Annotated in this window: 17 protein-coding genes, 2 tRNA genes and 1 pseudogene; 14 read left to right on the top strand and 6 right to left on the bottom strand. The window is 47.6% G+C overall.

The window, feature by feature from the left end; genetic code table 11:
• Positions 1–121 precede the first annotated feature (121 nt).
• The 11 genes from pyrR (at position 122) to ACFVRY_RS13145 (ending at position 11,426) form a co-directional block, all read left to right on the top strand.
• Complete coding sequence (pyrR, locus tag ACFVRY_RS13095) at positions 122–706, top strand: bifunctional pyr operon transcriptional regulator/uracil phosphoribosyltransferase PyrR (RefSeq protein WP_387500616.1); 585 nt, start codon at positions 122–124, stop codon at positions 704–706.
• Between the two features lie 2 nt (positions 707–708).
• A complete protein-coding gene (locus ACFVRY_RS13100) occupies positions 709–1,617 on the top strand; it encodes an aspartate carbamoyltransferase catalytic subunit (RefSeq protein ID WP_387500617.1) in 909 nt (302 codons plus the stop codon).
• A 104-nt stretch (positions 1,618–1,721) separates the two neighbouring features.
• Positions 1,722–3,005, top strand: coding sequence for a dihydroorotase (locus ACFVRY_RS13105; RefSeq protein ID WP_387500618.1), 1,284 nt, complete (start codon positions 1,722–1,724; stop codon positions 3,003–3,005).
• A gap of 41 nt (positions 3,006–3,046) precedes the next feature.
• Positions 3,047–4,225 carry a glutamine-hydrolyzing carbamoyl-phosphate synthase small subunit gene (carA, locus tag ACFVRY_RS13110; RefSeq protein ID WP_387500619.1) on the top strand — a complete coding sequence of 393 codons (1,179 nt, stop codon included), beginning with the start codon at positions 3,047–3,049 and terminating at the stop codon, positions 4,223–4,225.
• 1 nt (position 4,226) lies between these two features.
• Positions 4,227–7,448 carry a carbamoyl-phosphate synthase large subunit gene (gene carB, locus ACFVRY_RS13115; protein ID WP_387500621.1) on the top strand — a complete coding sequence of 1,074 codons (3,222 nt, stop codon included), beginning with the start codon at positions 4,227–4,229 and terminating at the stop codon, positions 7,446–7,448.
• Between the two features lie 138 nt (positions 7,449–7,586).
• Positions 7,587–8,360 carry an orotidine-5'-phosphate decarboxylase gene (pyrF, locus tag ACFVRY_RS13120; RefSeq protein WP_387500622.1) on the top strand — a complete coding sequence of 258 codons (774 nt, stop codon included), beginning with the start codon at positions 7,587–7,589 and terminating at the stop codon, positions 8,358–8,360.
• Positions 8,357–8,998, top strand: coding sequence for an orotate phosphoribosyltransferase (pyrE, locus tag ACFVRY_RS13125; RefSeq protein ID WP_387500623.1), 642 nt, complete (start codon positions 8,357–8,359; stop codon positions 8,996–8,998). Before pyrF ends, pyrE begins: the two co-directional genes overlap by 4 nt.
• A 308-nt stretch (positions 8,999–9,306) precedes the next feature.
• Positions 9,307–10,857 carry an ABC transporter substrate-binding protein gene (locus ACFVRY_RS13130; RefSeq protein ID WP_387500625.1) on the top strand — a complete coding sequence of 517 codons (1,551 nt, stop codon included), beginning with the start codon at positions 9,307–9,309 and terminating at the stop codon, positions 10,855–10,857.
• Between the two features lie 58 nt (positions 10,858–10,915).
• Positions 10,916–11,149: a hypothetical protein gene (locus ACFVRY_RS13135; protein ID WP_175372781.1), complete on the top strand. Its 234-nt coding sequence runs from the start codon at positions 10,916–10,918 to the stop codon at positions 11,147–11,149.
• A gap of 81 nt (positions 11,150–11,230) precedes the next feature.
• Positions 11,231–11,307 (top strand) — tRNA-Met (locus ACFVRY_RS13140).
• A gap of 45 nt (positions 11,308–11,352) precedes the next feature.
• Positions 11,353–11,426 (top strand) — tRNA-Ile (locus ACFVRY_RS13145).
• Between the two features lie 86 nt (positions 11,427–11,512).
• On the opposite strand, the gene ACFVRY_RS13150 is transcribed toward ACFVRY_RS13145, so the two are convergent.
• Both ACFVRY_RS13150 and ACFVRY_RS13155 read right to left on the bottom strand, forming a co-directional pair.
• On the bottom strand, positions 11,513–12,340 hold the full coding sequence (locus ACFVRY_RS13150) for a DUF3862 domain-containing protein (protein WP_387500627.1): 828 nt from the start codon (positions 12,338–12,340) through the stop codon (positions 11,513–11,515).
• A gap of 125 nt (positions 12,341–12,465) precedes the next feature.
• Complete coding sequence (locus ACFVRY_RS13155; RefSeq protein ID WP_387500628.1) at positions 12,466–12,897, bottom strand: type II toxin-antitoxin system HicB family antitoxin; 432 nt, start codon at positions 12,895–12,897, stop codon at positions 12,466–12,468.
• A 566-nt stretch (positions 12,898–13,463) separates the two neighbouring features.
• Between ACFVRY_RS13155 and ACFVRY_RS13160 the strand changes: the two genes are divergently transcribed.
• Both ACFVRY_RS13160 and ACFVRY_RS13165 read left to right on the top strand, forming a co-directional pair.
• Positions 13,464–14,372 carry an HNH endonuclease gene (locus ACFVRY_RS13160; protein WP_387500629.1) on the top strand — a complete coding sequence of 303 codons (909 nt, stop codon included), beginning with the start codon at positions 13,464–13,466 and terminating at the stop codon, positions 14,370–14,372.
• Positions 14,373–14,977: 605 nt separating this feature from the next.
• The gene (locus ACFVRY_RS13165; RefSeq protein ID WP_387500630.1) at positions 14,978–15,295 is read left to right on the top strand and encodes a hypothetical protein; all 318 of its coding nucleotides are present in this window, start codon (positions 14,978–14,980) and stop codon (positions 15,293–15,295) included.
• 157 nt (positions 15,296–15,452) lie between these two features.
• On the opposite strand, the pseudogene ACFVRY_RS13170 reads toward ACFVRY_RS13165, so the two are convergent.
• Positions 15,453–15,576 (bottom strand): annotated as a pseudogene (locus tag ACFVRY_RS13170) (YHYH domain-containing protein); the annotation flags it as partial.
• A 194-nt stretch (positions 15,577–15,770) separates the two neighbouring features.
• On the opposite strand from ACFVRY_RS13170, the gene ACFVRY_RS13175 reads away from it, so the two are divergent.
• Positions 15,771–15,977 carry a hypothetical protein gene (locus ACFVRY_RS13175; protein WP_387500631.1) on the top strand — a complete coding sequence of 69 codons (207 nt, stop codon included), beginning with the start codon at positions 15,771–15,773 and terminating at the stop codon, positions 15,975–15,977.
• 137 nt (positions 15,978–16,114) lie between these two features.
• Here ACFVRY_RS13175 and ACFVRY_RS13180 read toward each other — a convergent pair whose 3' ends face one another.
• The 3 genes from ACFVRY_RS13180 to ACFVRY_RS13190 all read right to left on the bottom strand — a co-directional run bounded on the left by ACFVRY_RS13180 (position 16,115) and on the right by ACFVRY_RS13190 (position 17,435).
• On the bottom strand, positions 16,115–16,477 hold the full coding sequence (locus ACFVRY_RS13180) for a hypothetical protein (protein WP_387500633.1): 363 nt from the start codon (positions 16,475–16,477) through the stop codon (positions 16,115–16,117).
• A gap of 162 nt (positions 16,478–16,639) precedes the next feature.
• Positions 16,640–16,813, bottom strand: a complete 174-nt coding sequence (locus ACFVRY_RS13185; RefSeq protein ID WP_387500634.1) for a hypothetical protein — start codon at positions 16,811–16,813, stop codon at positions 16,640–16,642.
• A gap of 109 nt (positions 16,814–16,922) precedes the next feature.
• Positions 16,923–17,435 (bottom strand): ImmA/IrrE family metallo-endopeptidase, encoded by a 513-nt coding sequence (locus ACFVRY_RS13190; protein WP_387500635.1) that lies wholly within the window; start codon positions 17,433–17,435, stop codon positions 16,923–16,925.
• Positions 17,436–17,563 lie beyond the last annotated feature (128 nt).

Consider the following 17,563-nt stretch of genomic DNA (forward strand, 5'->3'; position numbering starts at 1 on the left):
TTTTATGTGCGCAGCCGTCATCTTCTTCATGTGTGGATTCCACTCCTTGCCTGTTTCAGGCAAGGAGTTTTTTGTTTTCCAAGGAACTTGAAGTGGCGTTCAAACAGAGAGGATGACAATCATGGTTACTGAAAAAAACGTCATTATGGACGAAACGGCGATTCGCCGGGCATTATCACGAATTGCGCATGAGATTTTGGAGAAGAACAAAGGTATTGAGAACTGCTTGTTAGTGGGCATTCGCACTCGGGGCGTGTATCTGGCACGCCGGATTGCAGAGCGAATCAAGGAGATTGAAGGGGTAGCCATTCCTTACGGTGAGCTGGATATCACCCATTATCGCGATGACCGTAGTGATGAGGGCAAGAGCAATAGTGAAGCGGGAGCCTCGGCGGTAGTAAGCAGCAATCTGATGTTGAATGCGGATAGCACCGGCATCCAAGATCAAAAAGTTATTCTGTGCGACGATGTACTCTACACCGGACGGACCATTCGGGCGGCGATGGATGCCCTGATGGACTGCGGCAGGCCGCGCATGATTCAACTAGCGGTGCTTGCGGATCGTGGTCACCGTGAGCTGCCGATCCGACCAGACTATGTCGGCAAGAACGTACCTACCTCCAAACATGAGCAAATCGAAGTGGCGCTGAAGGAATATGACGGTAAAGATGAAGTGTCCATCATTTCGCAATGGGAGGAAAAATAATCATGATGACAGCAACCAAGGTGAAGGAACGCAGTTTGCTCGGCTTAAAAGATCTGGATCGCTCAGAGATCGAACAACTGCTGGAGAGAACGTCCCATTGGGATAATCAGAGTCAGAAATTAACACCCGTTCTGAAATCGCGGTTTGTGTCCAACATGTTTTTTGAGAATAGTACCCGTACCCGCTTCTCATTCGAAATGGCTGAGAAGCGCCTCGGTGCACAAGTATTGAACTTCACGGCTGCCGCTTCCAGTGTAGAAAAAGGTGAATCCATCTACGACACGGTACGGACGCTGGAGTCGATGGGCATTGATGCCGGTGTAATCCGGCTCAAGCCAGCGGGTGTGCTGGAGCAGCTTGCGGAGAAAGTAGCCATCCCGCTGATCAACGCGGGTGATGGTAACAACGAGCATCCGACACAAGCGTTGCTGGATATGTACACCATGACTAGGCACTTCGGCGCTCTGAAAGGCCTGAAGGTGTCGATCATCGGAGATATCCTGCACAGCCGTGTGGCTCGCTCCAACCTATGGGGGTTGACCAAGATGGGAGCACAGGTGCAGTTCTGCGCACCGGAGAATATGAAGGCACCCGAGCTTGCAGACTACGCGCCATATGTTTCCATGGAAGACGCAATGCAAGCTGATGTTGTAATGATGCTACGGGTACAGCTCGAGCGTCATGCTAGCGGAATTCTGCAGTCGGCAGAAGAATATCGCCGCCAGTTTGGCCTGACCGAAGAACGCGCCTCGAAGCTCAGTGAAGGCACGATCATCATGCATCCTGCACCAGTGAATCGGAACGTTGAGATTGATGATGCAGTGGTAGAATGCAGCCAGTCGCGCATCTTCCCGCAAATGTCCAACGGAGTGCCGGTACGGATGGCTGTACTCGAAAGAGCGCTTCTCTAAAAAAAGCTAACATTAACCGATTAATAAATATACACAATGATGAATTTTTATTATATAATAACGGGGAAGCTTGCGGCAGTGGTCTGCAGGCAAAAAGGAGAATCATGACAGTGATCATTAAAAACGCCAGCGTATTGAATAAGGAAGGCAAGCCGGAGCGAAAACACATCGTCATTGAGGACGGAGTGATCTCCGCTCTTATAGATGGAAATGAGGAAGTAACCGGAACTACTGAGATCGTTGATGCAGAAGGAAAGCTGCTGATTCCCGGCCTGATTGATATGCATGTGCATCTGCGTGAACCAGGATTCGAACACAAGGAAACGATTGAAACGGGCAGTCGTTCGGCAGCCAAGGGCGGTTTTACCACCATCGCCTGTATGCCGAATACGCGTCCGGTGACGGACAGCCCGGAAGTGGTGCAATTGGTTAAAGACAAGGCGCGTGAAGCCGGTCTAGTAAAGGTCCTGCCTTATGCAGCGATCACGAAGAATGAGCTAGGCAGAGAGCTGACTGATTTTCCAGCGCTGAAGGAAGCTGGAGCGATTGGGTTTACAGATGACGGTGTGGGTGTACAGAGCGCGCAAATGATGAAAGACGCCATGAAGCTCGCTGCAAAGTTGGATATGCCGGTGATTGCCCACTGTGAGGATAACTCGCTGGTAGAGGGTGGCTGTGTGGCTGAAGGCAAGTTTGCAGACCAGCATGGTCTGATCGGAATTCCGAATGAGTCGGAGGCGATCCATGTTGGACGTGATATTTTGCTCGCGGAAGCGACCGGGGTCCACTATCATGTCTGCCATGTCAGCACTGAGCAGTCAGTAAGGCTGATTCGTCAAGCCAAGGAGATCGGGATTAAGGTAACCGCTGAGGTATGTCCGCACCATCTGCTGCTCTCGGAAGAGGATATTCCGGGTTTGGATGCCAATTGGAAAATGAACCCGCCGCTTCGTTCCCGATGTGACGTAGATGCTTGTATCGAAGGTCTGCTGGATGGTACGCTCGATATGATCGTTACCGATCACGCACCACACAGCGAAGAGGAGAAAGCTAAGGGCATGCAGCTTGCGCCATTCGGTATTGTAGGCTTTGAGACAGCGTTCCCGCTGCTCTACACGGCTTTTGTAGCCACAGGCAAATGGGACTTGTCCCTGCTGGTCCAGCGGATGACGGCTGATCCGGCTCGCGTATTTCGATTGAATACCGGGGTATTGGAAGCTGGAGCGCCTGCAGATTTGACACTTATTGATCTGGAACAGGAGAAGGAAGTGAACCCCGCGGATTTTGCGACGAAGGGTCGGAATACTCCTTTTGCCGGATGGAAGCTTAAAGGTTGGCCAGTAAGCACCTGGGTGGATGGCAAGCTGGTCTGGAATGAGACAAACTAACTAACTTTTATAATAGAAACAACAAGAAGGAGTGGAAGGGAATGCAGGCAAGATTGTTGCTGCAGGATGGCACGCTGTTTACAGGTACCGCATTTGGTGCCGAGGGCGAGAAGACAGGCGAGGTAGTATTTAACACAGGAATTACAGGATATCAAGAGGTACTGTCGGATCCTTCTTACTGCGGTCAGATCGTTACCATGACCTATCCGTTGATCGGAAACTACGGCATCACCCGCGATGATTTCGAATCGGCACGTCCGTTTGTACACGGATTTGTGGTGCGTCGGCATGAGACGGTGCCAAGTAACTGGCGCGCAGAATACAGCGTAGACGATCTGCTGAAAGAATATGGCATTCCCGGCATCAGCGGAATTGACACTCGGATGCTGACCCGTATCATTCGTCACTACGGAACAATGAAAGCAATCCTGACCACGTCCAACAAACGGGTAGAGGAACTGCAGGAAATGATGGGTGATACCAGTATTGAGGAACTGCGCAACCAGGTAGCACGCACCTCTACACCGAACACTTACATTAGTCCTGGCAACAAGGAAAGAATCGTACTCGTCGATTACGGTGCTAAGACAGGTATTCTGCGCGAGCTGAACAACCGCGGTTGTGACGTTGTAGTCGTACCGCATGATGTGACAGCAGACGAGATTCGCCGCCTGAATCCGGACGGTATTCAACTGTCCAACGGCCCTGGGGACCCTAAAGACGTACCTTACGCGGTACAAACGATCTCCGAGTTGCTTGGTGAATATCCGATCTTCGGTATCTGCTTGGGTCACCAATTGTTCGCACTGGCTTGCGGTGCTGATACTGAGAAGCTGAAGTTCGGGCACCGCGGCGGGAATCACCCGGTCAAGGAACTGGAAAGCGGACGTTGCTTCATCACTTCGCAGAACCACGGCTACACCGTTAATGAAGATTCCATCACTAGCACAGAGCTGGAAGTTACACATATCAACAATAACGATAAGACAGTCGAAGGACTAAAACATACCCGTTACCCTGCTTTCTCAGTGCAATATCACCCAGAAGCAGCGCCGGGACCGCATGACAGTAGCTATTTGTTCGACCGTTTCCTGCAAATGATTGCAGACCATAAGGCGAGCAAGCCTGTCAGCACGCGTCAGGCGCAGCTTGCAGCCAACGCCAGAATCACGGCGCCGCAGCCCACGCCCCAGCTTGAAGCCGTGAAAGGAGCAAGATAACATGCCTAAGAATGATAAGCTCAAAAAGATACTGGTGATCGGCTCCGGTCCGATCGTTATCGGCCAAGCAGCCGAGTTCGACTATGCAGGAACTCAGGCTTGCCAAGCCCTGAAAGAAGAAGGCGTTGAAGTGGTGCTGATTAACAGTAACCCGGCGACCATCATGACCGATACGAATATGGCTGACAAGGTCTATATTGAACCTATTACTCTTGAATTTGTCACCGGCATTATCCGCCAGGAGCGTCCGGACGGCTTGCTGCCAACGCTTGGTGGACAGACTGGTTTGAATATGGCTGTAGAACTGGCCCGTGCAGGTGTGCTGGAGCAGGAGAATGTGAAGCTGCTCGGTACCCAGCTTGAGTCCATTGAGAAAGCTGAAGACCGCGACTTGTTCCGTGATCTGATGCGTGAATTGGAACAGCCGGTTCCAGAGAGTACAATTATCACTACGCTGGAAGAAGCCCTGAGCTTCGCCGATGAGATTGGCTATCCGCTGATTGTCCGTCCTGCCTACACTTTGGGTGGTACAGGCGGCGGTATCTGTGATAACGAAGAGGAACTGCGTGAGACTGTTAAGGCAGGTATCCGTTACAGTCCAATCGGACAATGTCTGGTTGAGAAGAGCATCGCCGGCATGAAGGAAGTCGAGTATGAAGTTATGCGCGATGCCAACGATAACTGTATCGTGGTCTGCAACATGGAGAACTTTGATCCGGTGGGTGTACATACCGGGGACAGTATCGTTGTGGCGCCAAGCCAGACGCTGTCTGACCGTGAGTACCAAATGCTGCGCAGCGCGTCGCTCAAGATTATCCGTGCGCTGAACATCGAAGGCGGCTGTAACGTACAGTTCGCGCTTGATCCGCAAAGCTATCAATACTATGTCATTGAAGTGAACCCGCGTGTTAGCCGTTCCTCGGCACTGGCTTCCAAGGCAACAGGCTATCCGATTGCGAAGATGGCTGCTAAAATTGCCCTCGGCTACACGCTGGATGAAATCGTCAACCCGGTAACCGGGCAGACTTATGCCTGCTTCGAGCCTACCCTTGACTATATCGTGAGCAAAATCCCACGCTGGCCGTTCGACAAGTTCACGTCGGCTAACCGCAAGCTGGGCACACAGATGAAAGCGACAGGAGAGGTTATGGCGATCGGCCGTACCTTCGAAGAGTCCATTCATAAAGCGGTTCGTTCCCTGGAGATCGGCGTTCACCGCTTCCGTCTGCCAGGTGCAGAGAAGCTGGAAGAACAGGTCCTGAGAGATCGGTTAGCAAAAGCCGATGATGAGCGTCTGTTCTTGATCGCCGAGGCATTCCGCCGCGGCTACGGATTGCAAGAGGTTCAGGATATCACTAATGTAGACTGGTGGTTCCTCTCCAAGATTGAAGGTTTGGTGAACTTCGAGAGCGTCATTCGCGGGGAAGAAAGTCTGACAGCGGAAACGTTGTATGAAGCTAAGCGGTTTGGCTTCACTGACCGGGCTATCGCCGAGATCCGTGCTGAAGGTGACCCTAACGGCAAGCAAACGAAGGAATCTGAAGTGCGGGCATTGCGCCTCAGCCAGGGGCTGAAGCCGGTGTTCAAGATGGTAGATACCTGTGCGGCTGAGTTTGAGGCTTCCACACCTTACTACTACTCCACCTATGAGACCGAGAATGAAGTGACGCCTTCTGACAAGCAGAAAGTAATCGTGCTCGGTTCTGGTCCGATCCGTATCGGACAGGGGATTGAATTCGACTACTCCACTGTACACGCGGTATGGGCGATTCAGAAGGCTGGCTACGAAGCCGTAATTATCAATAACAATCCGGAGACCGTATCTACAGACTTCAACACATCGGACCGGTTGTATTTTGAACCACTGTTCTTTGAAGATGTAATGAACGTAGTAGAGCAGGAGAACCCGATTGGGGTAATCGTTCAGTTCGGTGGACAAACCGCGATCAACCTTGCGGCACCACTGAGTGCTGCCGGGGTGAAGATCCTCGGAACAAGTCTGGAAAGTATCGACGAGGCGGAGAACCGCAAGAAGTTCGAAGCACTGCTCTCCCGTCTTGACATTGCACAACCGAAGGGTAAGACGGTTACGACTGTCGATCAAGCCGTTGAAACCGCACAGTCGCTGGGGTATCCGGTATTGGTTCGCCCATCCTATGTACTTGGTGGACGTGCGATGGAGATTGTCTACAACGATACTGAGCTGCTGAGCTACATGGTGGAAGCTGTGAAGGTGAATCCAGAGCATCCAGTACTGATTGACCGTTACATGCTGGGTAAAGAGGTTGAGGTAGACGCCATCTGCGACGGAGAGACTGTAGTCATTCCGGGCATCATGGAGCACGTGGAACGGGCAGGGGTTCACTCCGGTGACTCTATCGCCGTCTATCCGCCGCAATATCTGGATGAAGGTCTGAAGCAGAAGATTTCGGAAATTACAATCAAGATTGCCAAGGAACTGAAGACGATCGGATTGGTAAACATTCAGTTCGTTATTTATAAAAATGAAGTTTATGTCATCGAGGTTAACCCGCGCTCCTCGCGTACGGTTCCGTTCCTCAGTAAAGTGACTGGTATTCCTATGGCTCACCTGGCGACCAAAGTTATTCTTGGCGGTAAGCTCAAGGAAGATGGCTACCAAGAAGGACTATGGCCGGAAAGCGATTATGTATCGGTTAAAGTGCCGGTGTTCTCCTTTGCCAAGCTGCGCCGTGTAGAGCCTACACTGGGGCCGGAAATGAAATCTACCGGTGAAGTTATGGGTCGCGACAAGCTGTATGCCAAAGCATTGTATAAAGGTCTCATCGGAGCGGGTATGAAGATCCCGGCTACGGGAGCCATTATCGTGACGGTAGCTGACAAGGACAAAGCCGAAGCTGTTGAACTGATGAAGGGCTTCCATGCGATGGGTTACAAAATCATTGCTACAGGCGGTACAGCAATTGCCCTTGAAGATGCAGGCCTGAATGTCATGAACGTGAACAAGCTCGGCGAGGGCGAGCCGAACATCATCGACTTGATTCGTGGCGGACAAGCGAATTTTGTCTTCAACACCCTGACTAAGGGTAAAACACCAGAGCGTGACGGATTCCGTATCCGCCGTGAAGCGGTAGAGAACGGCGTGGTCTGCATGACCTCCCTCGACACCGTAGCGGCGCTGCTGAGAATGCTGCAGACAATCAACTTCTCGTCGCAGTCCATGCCTGCATTCGTCGGTCAATAAAGAACTGAATAGACAGCATTGATCATGCTACAGGGACGGTTTGCGGATGATTCGCAGACCGTCCCGCCATGACCGGGCCATGAAGAAGATGGATGAGGTCCTCGTGGACAAGGTGAAACTGAAATAGGAGCGGTGGTTATGGCTTACGAGAAAGAACAAGAGGTGAAGCCAGGGCACGATGTTGCATGGTCAGACATGGCTAAGCGGCTGATGATTGCTTTGGATTACCCGGATGTAGGAAGTGCAAGACTGCTTATGGAGAAGCTGGAAGGCATTCCATGCTATATGAAAGTAGGTATGCAGCTGTTCTATGCGGCAGGGCCGGAGTTCGTACGGGAGCTGAAAGACCGAGGCTACTCTGTATTCCTGGATGTTAAAATGCATGATATCCCGAACACGGTAAAAGGCGGAGCAGGCAGCATTACAAGACTGGGCGCGAATATGTTCAACGTGCATGCCGGAGGCGGCAAGGCCATGATGGCGGCAGCCCGTGAGGGCGCAGCAGCTGCAGTCAGCGCTAATCCGGAGCTTGACATGCCGGTGATTATTGCGGTGACCCAGTTGACTAGCACCAGTCAGGAAGTCATGAACGGGGAAATTGGAATCCCTGGCAATGTAGGCGATACGGTGGTTCGGTATGCCAAGCTGGCTGCGGAAGCGGGCTTAGATGGCGTTGTAGCCTCTCCGCAGGAGTCAGCGGCCATTGCGTCCGCCTGCGGCCCGAATTTTCGCACAGTGACCCCTGGCATCCGGCCAGCGGGCTCATCCATGGATGACCAGACGAGAGTCCTGACACCGGGACAAGCGATCCGGCAAGGCAGCCACTATCTTGTCATCGGTCGACCGATTACGGCGGCATCTGATCCGCGTCAAGCGGCATTAACCATTATTGAGGAGATGATTCAAGCGTGAGCCAATTTTCAAATAAAAGTGAACAAGTCGCTTCATATTTGCTGGAGATCGGGGCGGTAAACCTGCGTCCCCAAGAGCCGTTTACCTGGACTTCCGGTATTAAGTCGCCCATCTACTGTGATAACCGTCTGACCTTATCGTATCCAGAGGTTCGTAACTATATCGCTGATGCATTTGCCGAGCTGATTAAGAGCCGTTACCCGGACGCTGAAGTGATTGCCGGAACAGCAACAGCGGGTATCCCGCATGCGGCTTGGGTAGCTGATAAGCTGAATCTGCCTATGGCATATATCCGTGACAAGGCCAAAGGTCACGGTAAGCAGAACCAGATCGAGGGCCTGATTGCTCCAGGGCAGAAGGTTATTGTCATTGAGGACCTGATCTCCACTGGTGGCAGCTCCATTAAGGCCGCGCAGGCGGTTGAGGAGGCCGGTGGCGAACCACTGGCGGTATTGGCTATTTTCAGCTATGAGCTAGATCGGGCCACACAGGCGTTCACGGATGCAGAGATTCCGCTGCTGAGCTTGTCCAATTACACCACGTTGATTGATGTTGCACTGTCTCAGAGCAAAATTGCTGCAAGTGATGTGGATCTTCTACATTCCTGGAGAAAAGATCCTGCGGCGTTTGGAGTATAACGGATATTTTACAGTCCCTCGCCTTGGTGCGCAGGGGCTTTTTTTTACAAAAGAATGTATATGTTTTCGCTATAAATCATTTTTATATTTCTCGCTGAAACGGATACCGTCCCCTTTGCGGACGGCGAAGCCGGTTCTACTTGTTCCAATATAAGGGGATTTGATGAAAGATTCGTTGTTTAACTTTAAATTTGCTGTAACTTTCATGATGCTATAAACCTATATAATACATAAAGAAGGAATGGATGATTACTCCAGTAACCAAGGATTCATGATCTATTGTTTATTAAGTTCAGGAGGGATATGTAGTGAAATTTAATAGGAATACAACTGACAAGAAACGAAAGGCTATCCGCCGGGTGAGTCTGGGTCTCAGTGCAGCATTGTTGCTGCCATTGGCGTCATCGAGCTTACATACGGCGTGGGCAGAATCAGGGCAAGGCCATGCTCAGCAGAAAGAACGTGTGCTGCGGATCGGTAGCTTGTGGAGCGGAGAAGAGGATACCTATTTTCGGCAACAGTTTACGGATCTGTATGAATTGAAGCATCCAGAGGTCAAGCTTGAGATTGTGCCCGCTATAAACAGTAGTGACACCCGTTTCAATCCTGGCCCGCAAGCACCCGCAGGTAACAACCTGGAGAGCATTCGTAAGCTCATGGGCGGAGACAAACCTGTGGATGTTATTGTCGGGGACAGCACGCTCATCAAGAGCCTGAGAGACCACAATATGCTCAAGCCGCTTCAGCCGCTGATTGATCGTGACCATTATGATATTAGCAATATGGCGCCGACGATGCTGGATGGTATCCGCGAGCTCGGTAATGGCAGCCTGTACGCTCTGGCACCGACCTTTAATTCCAGTGCTTTGTATTATAACAAAGCTATTTTTGACGAGGCGGGGTTGCCTTATCCAACGAATGGAATGACCTGGGATGAAGTCTTCACACTGGCGACGAAGGTTGTCAATGCTTCCAAGGTGGCCAAAGTGTCTGGTCATCCCGCCAGCCGTGTCTACGGATTCTCCATGAGCCGTTATTCCAGCGATCCATTCTGGGATTTGTTGACCTATATATCGCCGCTTCAACTGACCATGTACGATAACAAAGGCGAGAAGATGACTGTCAACAGTCAGCCATGGAAAAAAGCATGGACAACCTATAGTGAACTTGTACATAAGGGGATTATTCCCGGGTTTGTTAGCGATGAGTCTGTCGGTAGTCCCGAGAGCAATGGCTTCAACCCGCTTCAGGGAGATATGTTCGCGACAGGCAAGGCTGCCATGGTTATCGGAGAGTATGGCTATGTGAAAGAATTGGCGGATATTGAGCGAAACGCCTCCAAAATCCCCAACTACAAGCTGACGGAGTGGGGCATTGTGAATGTACCTTCGCATGCGGAGAAGCCGGGGGTGTCATCTGGCACTTGGCTGGGAAATATGATGGCGATCAGTGCTAATGCACCCGATCAAGAGGATGCCTGGGACCTGATTAAGTTCGTGAACAGCAACGAAGTGGCGAAAATCAAAGCCCATAACAACTACGAATTGACATCCCGCAAAGACTACATTACTTCCAGTCAGCCGGGTCTGGATTTGCAGCCTTTTTATACACAGAAACCACTGCCTGCCGGTGATCCCGCTATGGATCAACTAGAGGCGCAGAAGCCGGGAATTACCCAAATCAGCGATGCCGGCCGACAGTTGTTCATCGAAGTATATAACGGCCGCCAGTCCGTAGATCGGGCACTGAAAACTTGGGAATCTCAGGGCAATAAGATGCTTGAGAAGCTGAAAAAATCCCCTGCGTCCACCTTTGATCTGGAGGATGGCTGGTTTTCGCAAGGTGCTGTAAGGAATTAACCAGTATTTATTCCAAATAAAAGGTTCAAAGCCGCCGGGGGTTTCGGCGGCTTATTTTATGAAAACTGGGTATGATAAGCTCATGAAGGAATCCCATTATTTTGCCGACAAAGGAGCCGAATACAGCATGAACTGGATATACTTCGCCAAGTTGTTCCGAACCCGATTTCAAGCCGGATGTCTAGCCAAACGACTGGAGCAGGACGGATGGATTTACGGCTATCATGACCCACGTTTCGTGGAAATTTACCGCTCTCGCAAGGGGAAGTACGGGGTACGTTTCCTCCCTTGAGAAGTTTTTCTAATTTCTCTTGACATAGAGGTATCATGTAATGTATATTAATTATTGTCGCTGTTTGAATTTAATGAATGACGCGGGGTGGAGCAGCTCGGTAGCTCGTCGGGCTCATAACCCGAAGGCCGCAGGTTCAAATCCTGCCCCCGCAACCAATTTTATTCATCCTCAGCACTCCTAAATACGGATATTTTAGATCCGGGCCCTTAGCTCAGTTGGTTAGAGCGGTCGGCTCATAACCGATTGGTCGGGGGTTCGAGTCCCTCAGGGCCCACTTCGCTAAAACCCTTACATTGTAAGGGTTTTTTGCTGTTTTAAGGCTCACGCCCCGTCAACCTTAATTGGTCGGCGGGGCTTTTTTTATTTCAATCCTAACTGAGCTTTGTTTAGAAGTTTATCTCCCTGGAACATGAAGTTTGCATTTGCTCCTAGACTGCCTTCACCATAGTAAACGACCATTATAGTGTAAAACTCGGTTCCCTTTTCCCCTCCCTCAGATAATACTTCACCTGGGCCACCAATAATCTGCTGAACTTTTTTGTATGACATTCCGTTTTCAATTTTTTCGTATTCCGACTTAGTGATTGTAGGTGGGTTTTCCTTTGTTGGTTCTTCTTTAGCTACTACAGGTTTAGCGGCTTTATGAAGCTCCGGGAAATCTTCTCCGCCTAATTCTGTGTAAATCTTTTTTACATTCTCCGTGTCGTCGGCGGCTACAGCTGCAGCTAAATCCATGAATTTTCCTTTGTCATCATTTGTAATCTTGTCGGCCTGTTGTTTTATAACTCCAGAGCGGGATTTAATTAGATCATTAGTCATAGTGCCTTTTACCTTTATTTCTATGTATGCTCCTGCCTCATTCAGCGCAATTTTTCTAAAGGACTTCTGCCACGCTTCGTCGCTTGGCTCCGTTGCTTTAGGTTTCTCGGTTGCGGGTGGCACAGTTGGATTTGCTGTAGGTTCAACGGTTGGTGCAGCAGAAGCTGGCGACGCTGACTCCTTAGCAACTTCAGCCGGTTCATTATCTGCACCTAGATTTACAGCGCCTATGATGAACAGAACAAAGGCGGCTATAGCAATGATAAAATTGCGCTTCATTGTATCCTTCTTTCTCAATTTTGCAACGATCCCCATTATCGCAAAGATAATCGCTGCCAAAAAACCAATAATCTCAATAAACAGCCACATGATGAGTCTTGCCCCCTAATATGATAGTAATTCCATAATCAGTCTATCAAAATAAGGGAAATGTTGCTATATGAAATGAAAGAAAACGCACTCCAGTTTTCAGGAGTGCGTTTCAGCAACTTCAATTATTGTCGTTTGTCTACGCCTAACGCATCCTTTAAACCGTTCTGTAAAATCTGAGAGAAGTTAAGTCCTGCTTCGTCCGCCGCGTCACGCAGCCACTTAGGCAAAGTGCAATTCTTCGTTACGGCTTTGTTGGCAGCCGCGTCGCGGTAAGGGGGCATGTATACGTCAATGAACACGATCTTGTCATTTTGATCTTCGAGTTCAATTTGATCCGGAGCCGAAGGTGGCGGTGGCGTATCTCCTTTCTCTTCAATCTCCAATAGGAGGTTGATCAACATGTCTTTCGCGTTTCCGACAGCAGTCTGGATATCTGGTGCGAAAATGGCCGTGCCAGGGAAATCGGGAAAGTATAATCCATACCCTCCGTTTTCTGTTTGCTCTGCAACTACGGGGTAAAAATAAAAAGATACTACATTTGTCAATTTGTTCATCCTCCTAACGTATCCCTTCAGGGGAACGAAATTATTTCAATCCACGCTCTAACATGTGAAGCGATAATTTTGTATACATACCTACCAGACGATTTGCTACGAATAGAGGGGAGATAAGGGAAAGCCCGGGGTTAGAACTTAACCCCGGAAGATCTTTCAACACTCTTTAATGTATCTTTCGGCACCATCTGGCCCATTGCGTGGATGCTGATGCCAGAATAACACGCATTATAATGCGTGTAAATTAATGGCAAGCATATTAACGCTTGTTAGATATGATCCTCCCTTGTTAGGGTTAATTTTATCGCATGGCAATTTCTGGTTGGTTCTTCTACCATTTCTTCTACCGTCATACCGGAAATAATAGACACTTACAGAACCTTAGAATGATATACAGTGCAAGAACTTGGCTGTATATAACCTAATAGAACTCTATAAAAATTAGATGTGTCGCACTCGTAATGCGTTTCGCAAGGAATTCCGATTTTATTGTCGAATTCAGTTAATGAGAAGTGTTATTAATTAATGGACTATACAAATTCTTGAAGATGAGAGGACGTATATTGATGAATTATTTTATTGTTTTTCAAAATGCAAGTTACGATGAAGAACGATCAGGTGGGTTTCTTTGGGCACCAACAAAAAATAATGATGATAGGACCTTTCATTATTGGACTACAATGACTAATGTAAAAAAAGACGATTTAGTATTTAATAGTGTTGGTGGTTACCTTCTGGATATTATTACTGTACTCGAAGATTGTAATGAGCAGGAGAAGCCGGTTGGTCTAGATAAGAAAGAACTATGGAGAAACCATGGTTGGTATGTAAAAGGAGAATATAATAGAGTTGAAAATCCGATAAAATTCAGTGACTATTCAGAAGAAATAAGGAACCTTCAGGCTCCCAAATATGCTCCTTTTAATATTAAGGGTGGTGGGAATCAAGGATACCTTTATCAGATTTCTCAGGAATTCGCGAATTTTTTGTTAGAATTATTAGGTTATATAAGACCTGATGAGGAAGCTTTTATAATAGACATTGAAACTAGGTTGCCTTCTGGTTTAGATCCAACGGAGAAGGAACAAATTGTGAAAACTAGAGTAGGCCAAGGCTTATTTAAAACGAAATTGTTGAAGTTCGGATGTAAGTGTAGAATTTGTAATATAAGCAATCCTAATTTTCTTATAGCCAGTCATACTAAGCCATGGAGAGTATCAAGCAATAAAGAAAGATTAGACCCCTATAACGGCTTTTTACTTTGTCCTGCTCATGATGCTTTATTTGATAAAGGCTATATCAGTTTTGAAGATAATGGAGCAATCCTAATTTCTGATAATCTAAATGAACAAGAAAAAATCTTCCTGAATGTAAATGAACATATGATAATAGATGTTATTGATGAACATGCAAAGTATTTAACATATCATAGAGAAATGGTATTTAAACAATTGGATATCATAAGAAATACCTAGAGAATTCGTTGGAAATGTTATAATGAAGGAACTGGAACAGAGTTAAGTACAATTTAACCTTTCCCCAAGCTCAGTAGGTTAGAGTGGTCGGCTTGGTCGGGGGTTCGAGTTCCTCAGGGCCCACTTCACAAAAACCCTTACGTTGTAAGGGTTTTTGCTGTTTATTTATAAATATTTCGAAACTGAAAAAAGACTTCAGTATAATGCTGATCTAATGGTAAACCCTTGCATTTTTCCGCAAAGAAGTATAGATACCTGTTTTTTATATGGTAATATATAACTATTTGGAAGAGTAAATCCATATGAACAAATATGGTCTGTGACACTGTTGTATTGGGCTGCTGGTCTTATGTCGGGAATGTTTTTCAGAGGGAGACGATCTACGTTTATTAAGCGATTAAGCGGGGGAATAGAATGTTAGTAAATATCGAATGTCCTGTTGAATGTCTTGATTATAAATTATATGAGAGTAGAAGCACAGGAAAGATTTACTGCTATGACCGATTCGGTGATCCAGTTGAAGATCAGCGGAACACATTTGAATGTAAGGTTGAATTTAAAGATGGTATACTCCCGAGCTTTAGACAAGCATAGAAGTGGATATCGTGAAAATCTTGTTTGATGATAATTCAATGTGGAACAACCCCGATGATTCATTTGAAGTGAACTCCAAAGTGGACATATGGAATTTAAAGCATAATTTAAAACTGACTGTCGAGTATGTAATAGACACAATTGATTATCTTGATCTGGGAGAATTTGATCAATGGACCCAGAATCAAAGCATGAGTGCTTTGGGCAAGCCGGCAGAAGTTGAGAAAGAGGAATATTCATATCTTACTTCGACTCAGAGGCTTAGATTCCATACGATGGTTAAATCTGGGGAATTTAGAGTACAGCTTATGGATTCTGAAATTCCTTAGGTTTAGGAACGCAGAATAAGACGCATTATTCTAGTTAATGAGAACACATTGAAGAAAATTTAGGGTTTGTTTTTACTCTGGCAGCTCTTTTAATTTCAAATATTGAGATTGAGGTGCCAGAGACGCTTGTAGACTTAGTGTTTTTTCTTTTTGGATCCACTGTTGTGATAGTGGTATTCTCCCTTTTTCAATCCCCACTTTTCACAGTTGGTGCGGCAGTAGTGACCACCGTTTGCATCAGTTCGACCGGGATGGGCACTGGCCAAAGCAGGTGTGAGCATTAAAATGATTGATATGAACAATGGAAGTATTACTTTTTTCACGCAAAATCCTCCTGGATTGAATAATATTTTAGATATAGTCTATCAGAACTAGGTAAATATTACTATAATATTGAGAAATGTTTACAGGAATCAGACAAACTGGTGAAAGCATATGGGTTACATAAACGCTTTTAGAGGTGGATGGTGAGCCCATGCTGCATAATCAAGAGTTCAAGGTGTATATTATAACCTCCGGTGATATCCTGCGGTTTTTTGTCATGGAGATCGTGATCGGAACGATGGCGTATTCCATAGCCATGAAGTTGTTTCATAACGTGTTTTTGGCGAGTGCCGGGAGTTGGGCTGGGACAGAGGGAATTAAGCGGCTGACGGGTGTTTTAAGAGCGATAGCCAAGTAGTCATGGAGAGGCGCTTGTGGAAAGCCGCAAAATAAGCACCTTGCCGATAAGGCGAGGTGCTTTGATGTAGTCAGGCCTATGTATGAGTAGGATGAACATAGTATGATGTCTGCTTACAGAGTTTGTCAGTAAAATAGTTAATCGTAGATTTTCTTATCTAGATATGTGATTAGAAGCTCTGCCAAGGCTCTTAGTTGCCTGGGGTTATTCTCTTGGGCGATTGCCTCTTGGATGCGGCTGATAGTGATGTGACTGTCTTTCTCTCTGCTGGCTTCCTGATCCACTGGGGTACCGGTTATATTGTGTTGCAATGTATGGGACACGCTCTCGATCTCCGTAATCGGAACCCAGAGGGATTGTTCCTCCGTCTGTATCTTGATCATTCGGTAGGTCAAGGCTTCGGCTGTGCCCTTCAGGTTCCCGCCATTCAATAAAACGAGGTTGATACGTTCGTTCTTTGCGACTGCGGCTTGCAAGTTCTGACGTACTCCTTTATTCATCAAATTGCCTCCATAGATTAGTCTGTGTCAATTATACCCATATTATGATTGGTATAACAACCGTCAGCGGGAGGCGGTTCATGCTTATACAGGTCACATAGATCTTATAGTCTCATGAATCATAAGGGCTCCGCCGGTCGCTCAACCTAACGGAGCGTGTGATTATAGGACTATATCATCTTCCCTAGGTTCTTGCAGCAGGATGGAAAAGGTCTGAGTCTCGTGGTCCACTTCAATCGCTTCGATTCCGACAAAATCAGGCATTTCGGGGTGTACTGCATCAACATTGTATTCAGGATGGGTCAATAATAAGGCAATGACTTTAGTGGCTTCCATAGGGCTCCCTCCAATGAGATCATTCCGCCATGCAACGCGGGTGGGCCGTATAGCTTGGCGATTCTGTTATCGCTATTATCTCCGCGAGCCGGACTGAATATCAGTGGAATTAATTTGCTGGGGACATTACCGCAAGCAGTTGACCTTGAAATATACGTCTTTGTATCTGGTCGATCCGCTGGACAGCCAACTCGTTCGGGACTTGAAACATAGCTGAGAGGTATCGGATAGCCTCACCACGATGCTCGGGCAACGGCATGCGCGAGATCATGGAGTAGGGCATGGAGGCATACAGAATGAAACGGTCGGATTCATCCTCCTGATCCTGAGTGAAGATTTCGGGCATCAGCGTACGCTTCCCGGAGTGGCGCAGCAGATGGCAGAGGGCGTGAAGAAATTCCAGGCGCTGCATGCTTGCTGGCAGACGGTTATCAATGAACATGCTGTACATCCCGGCAGAGGCTTCCACCGCCTTGCTTCTCACATCGAGATAATGAACCCAGATATTCAAGCGCTCTGAAATATACTCAATGGAGATTTGGGAAGGCTGCTTTATTTGGAGCCGGTTGTATAAATCCTCTGTCCATTTCTCCAAAACAGTCATTTGATAATATGATTTCACTTCATTCACCTCGTTATAGGATCGTATGTTCGTGTTTAAAATCAAAAGAAAAGCCCAAAGGGCTGTGTGAAATACAGTGAGGCGGAGAAAGCAGGTGTCTGCTTTCCGCCTGATACCTTTTGAATTTT

The sequence above is a fragment of the Paenibacillus sp. NPDC057934 genome (genome assembly GCF_042887565.1).
In the GTDB taxonomy this organism is placed as follows: Bacteria; Bacillota; Bacilli; order Paenibacillales; family Paenibacillaceae; genus Paenibacillus_AQ.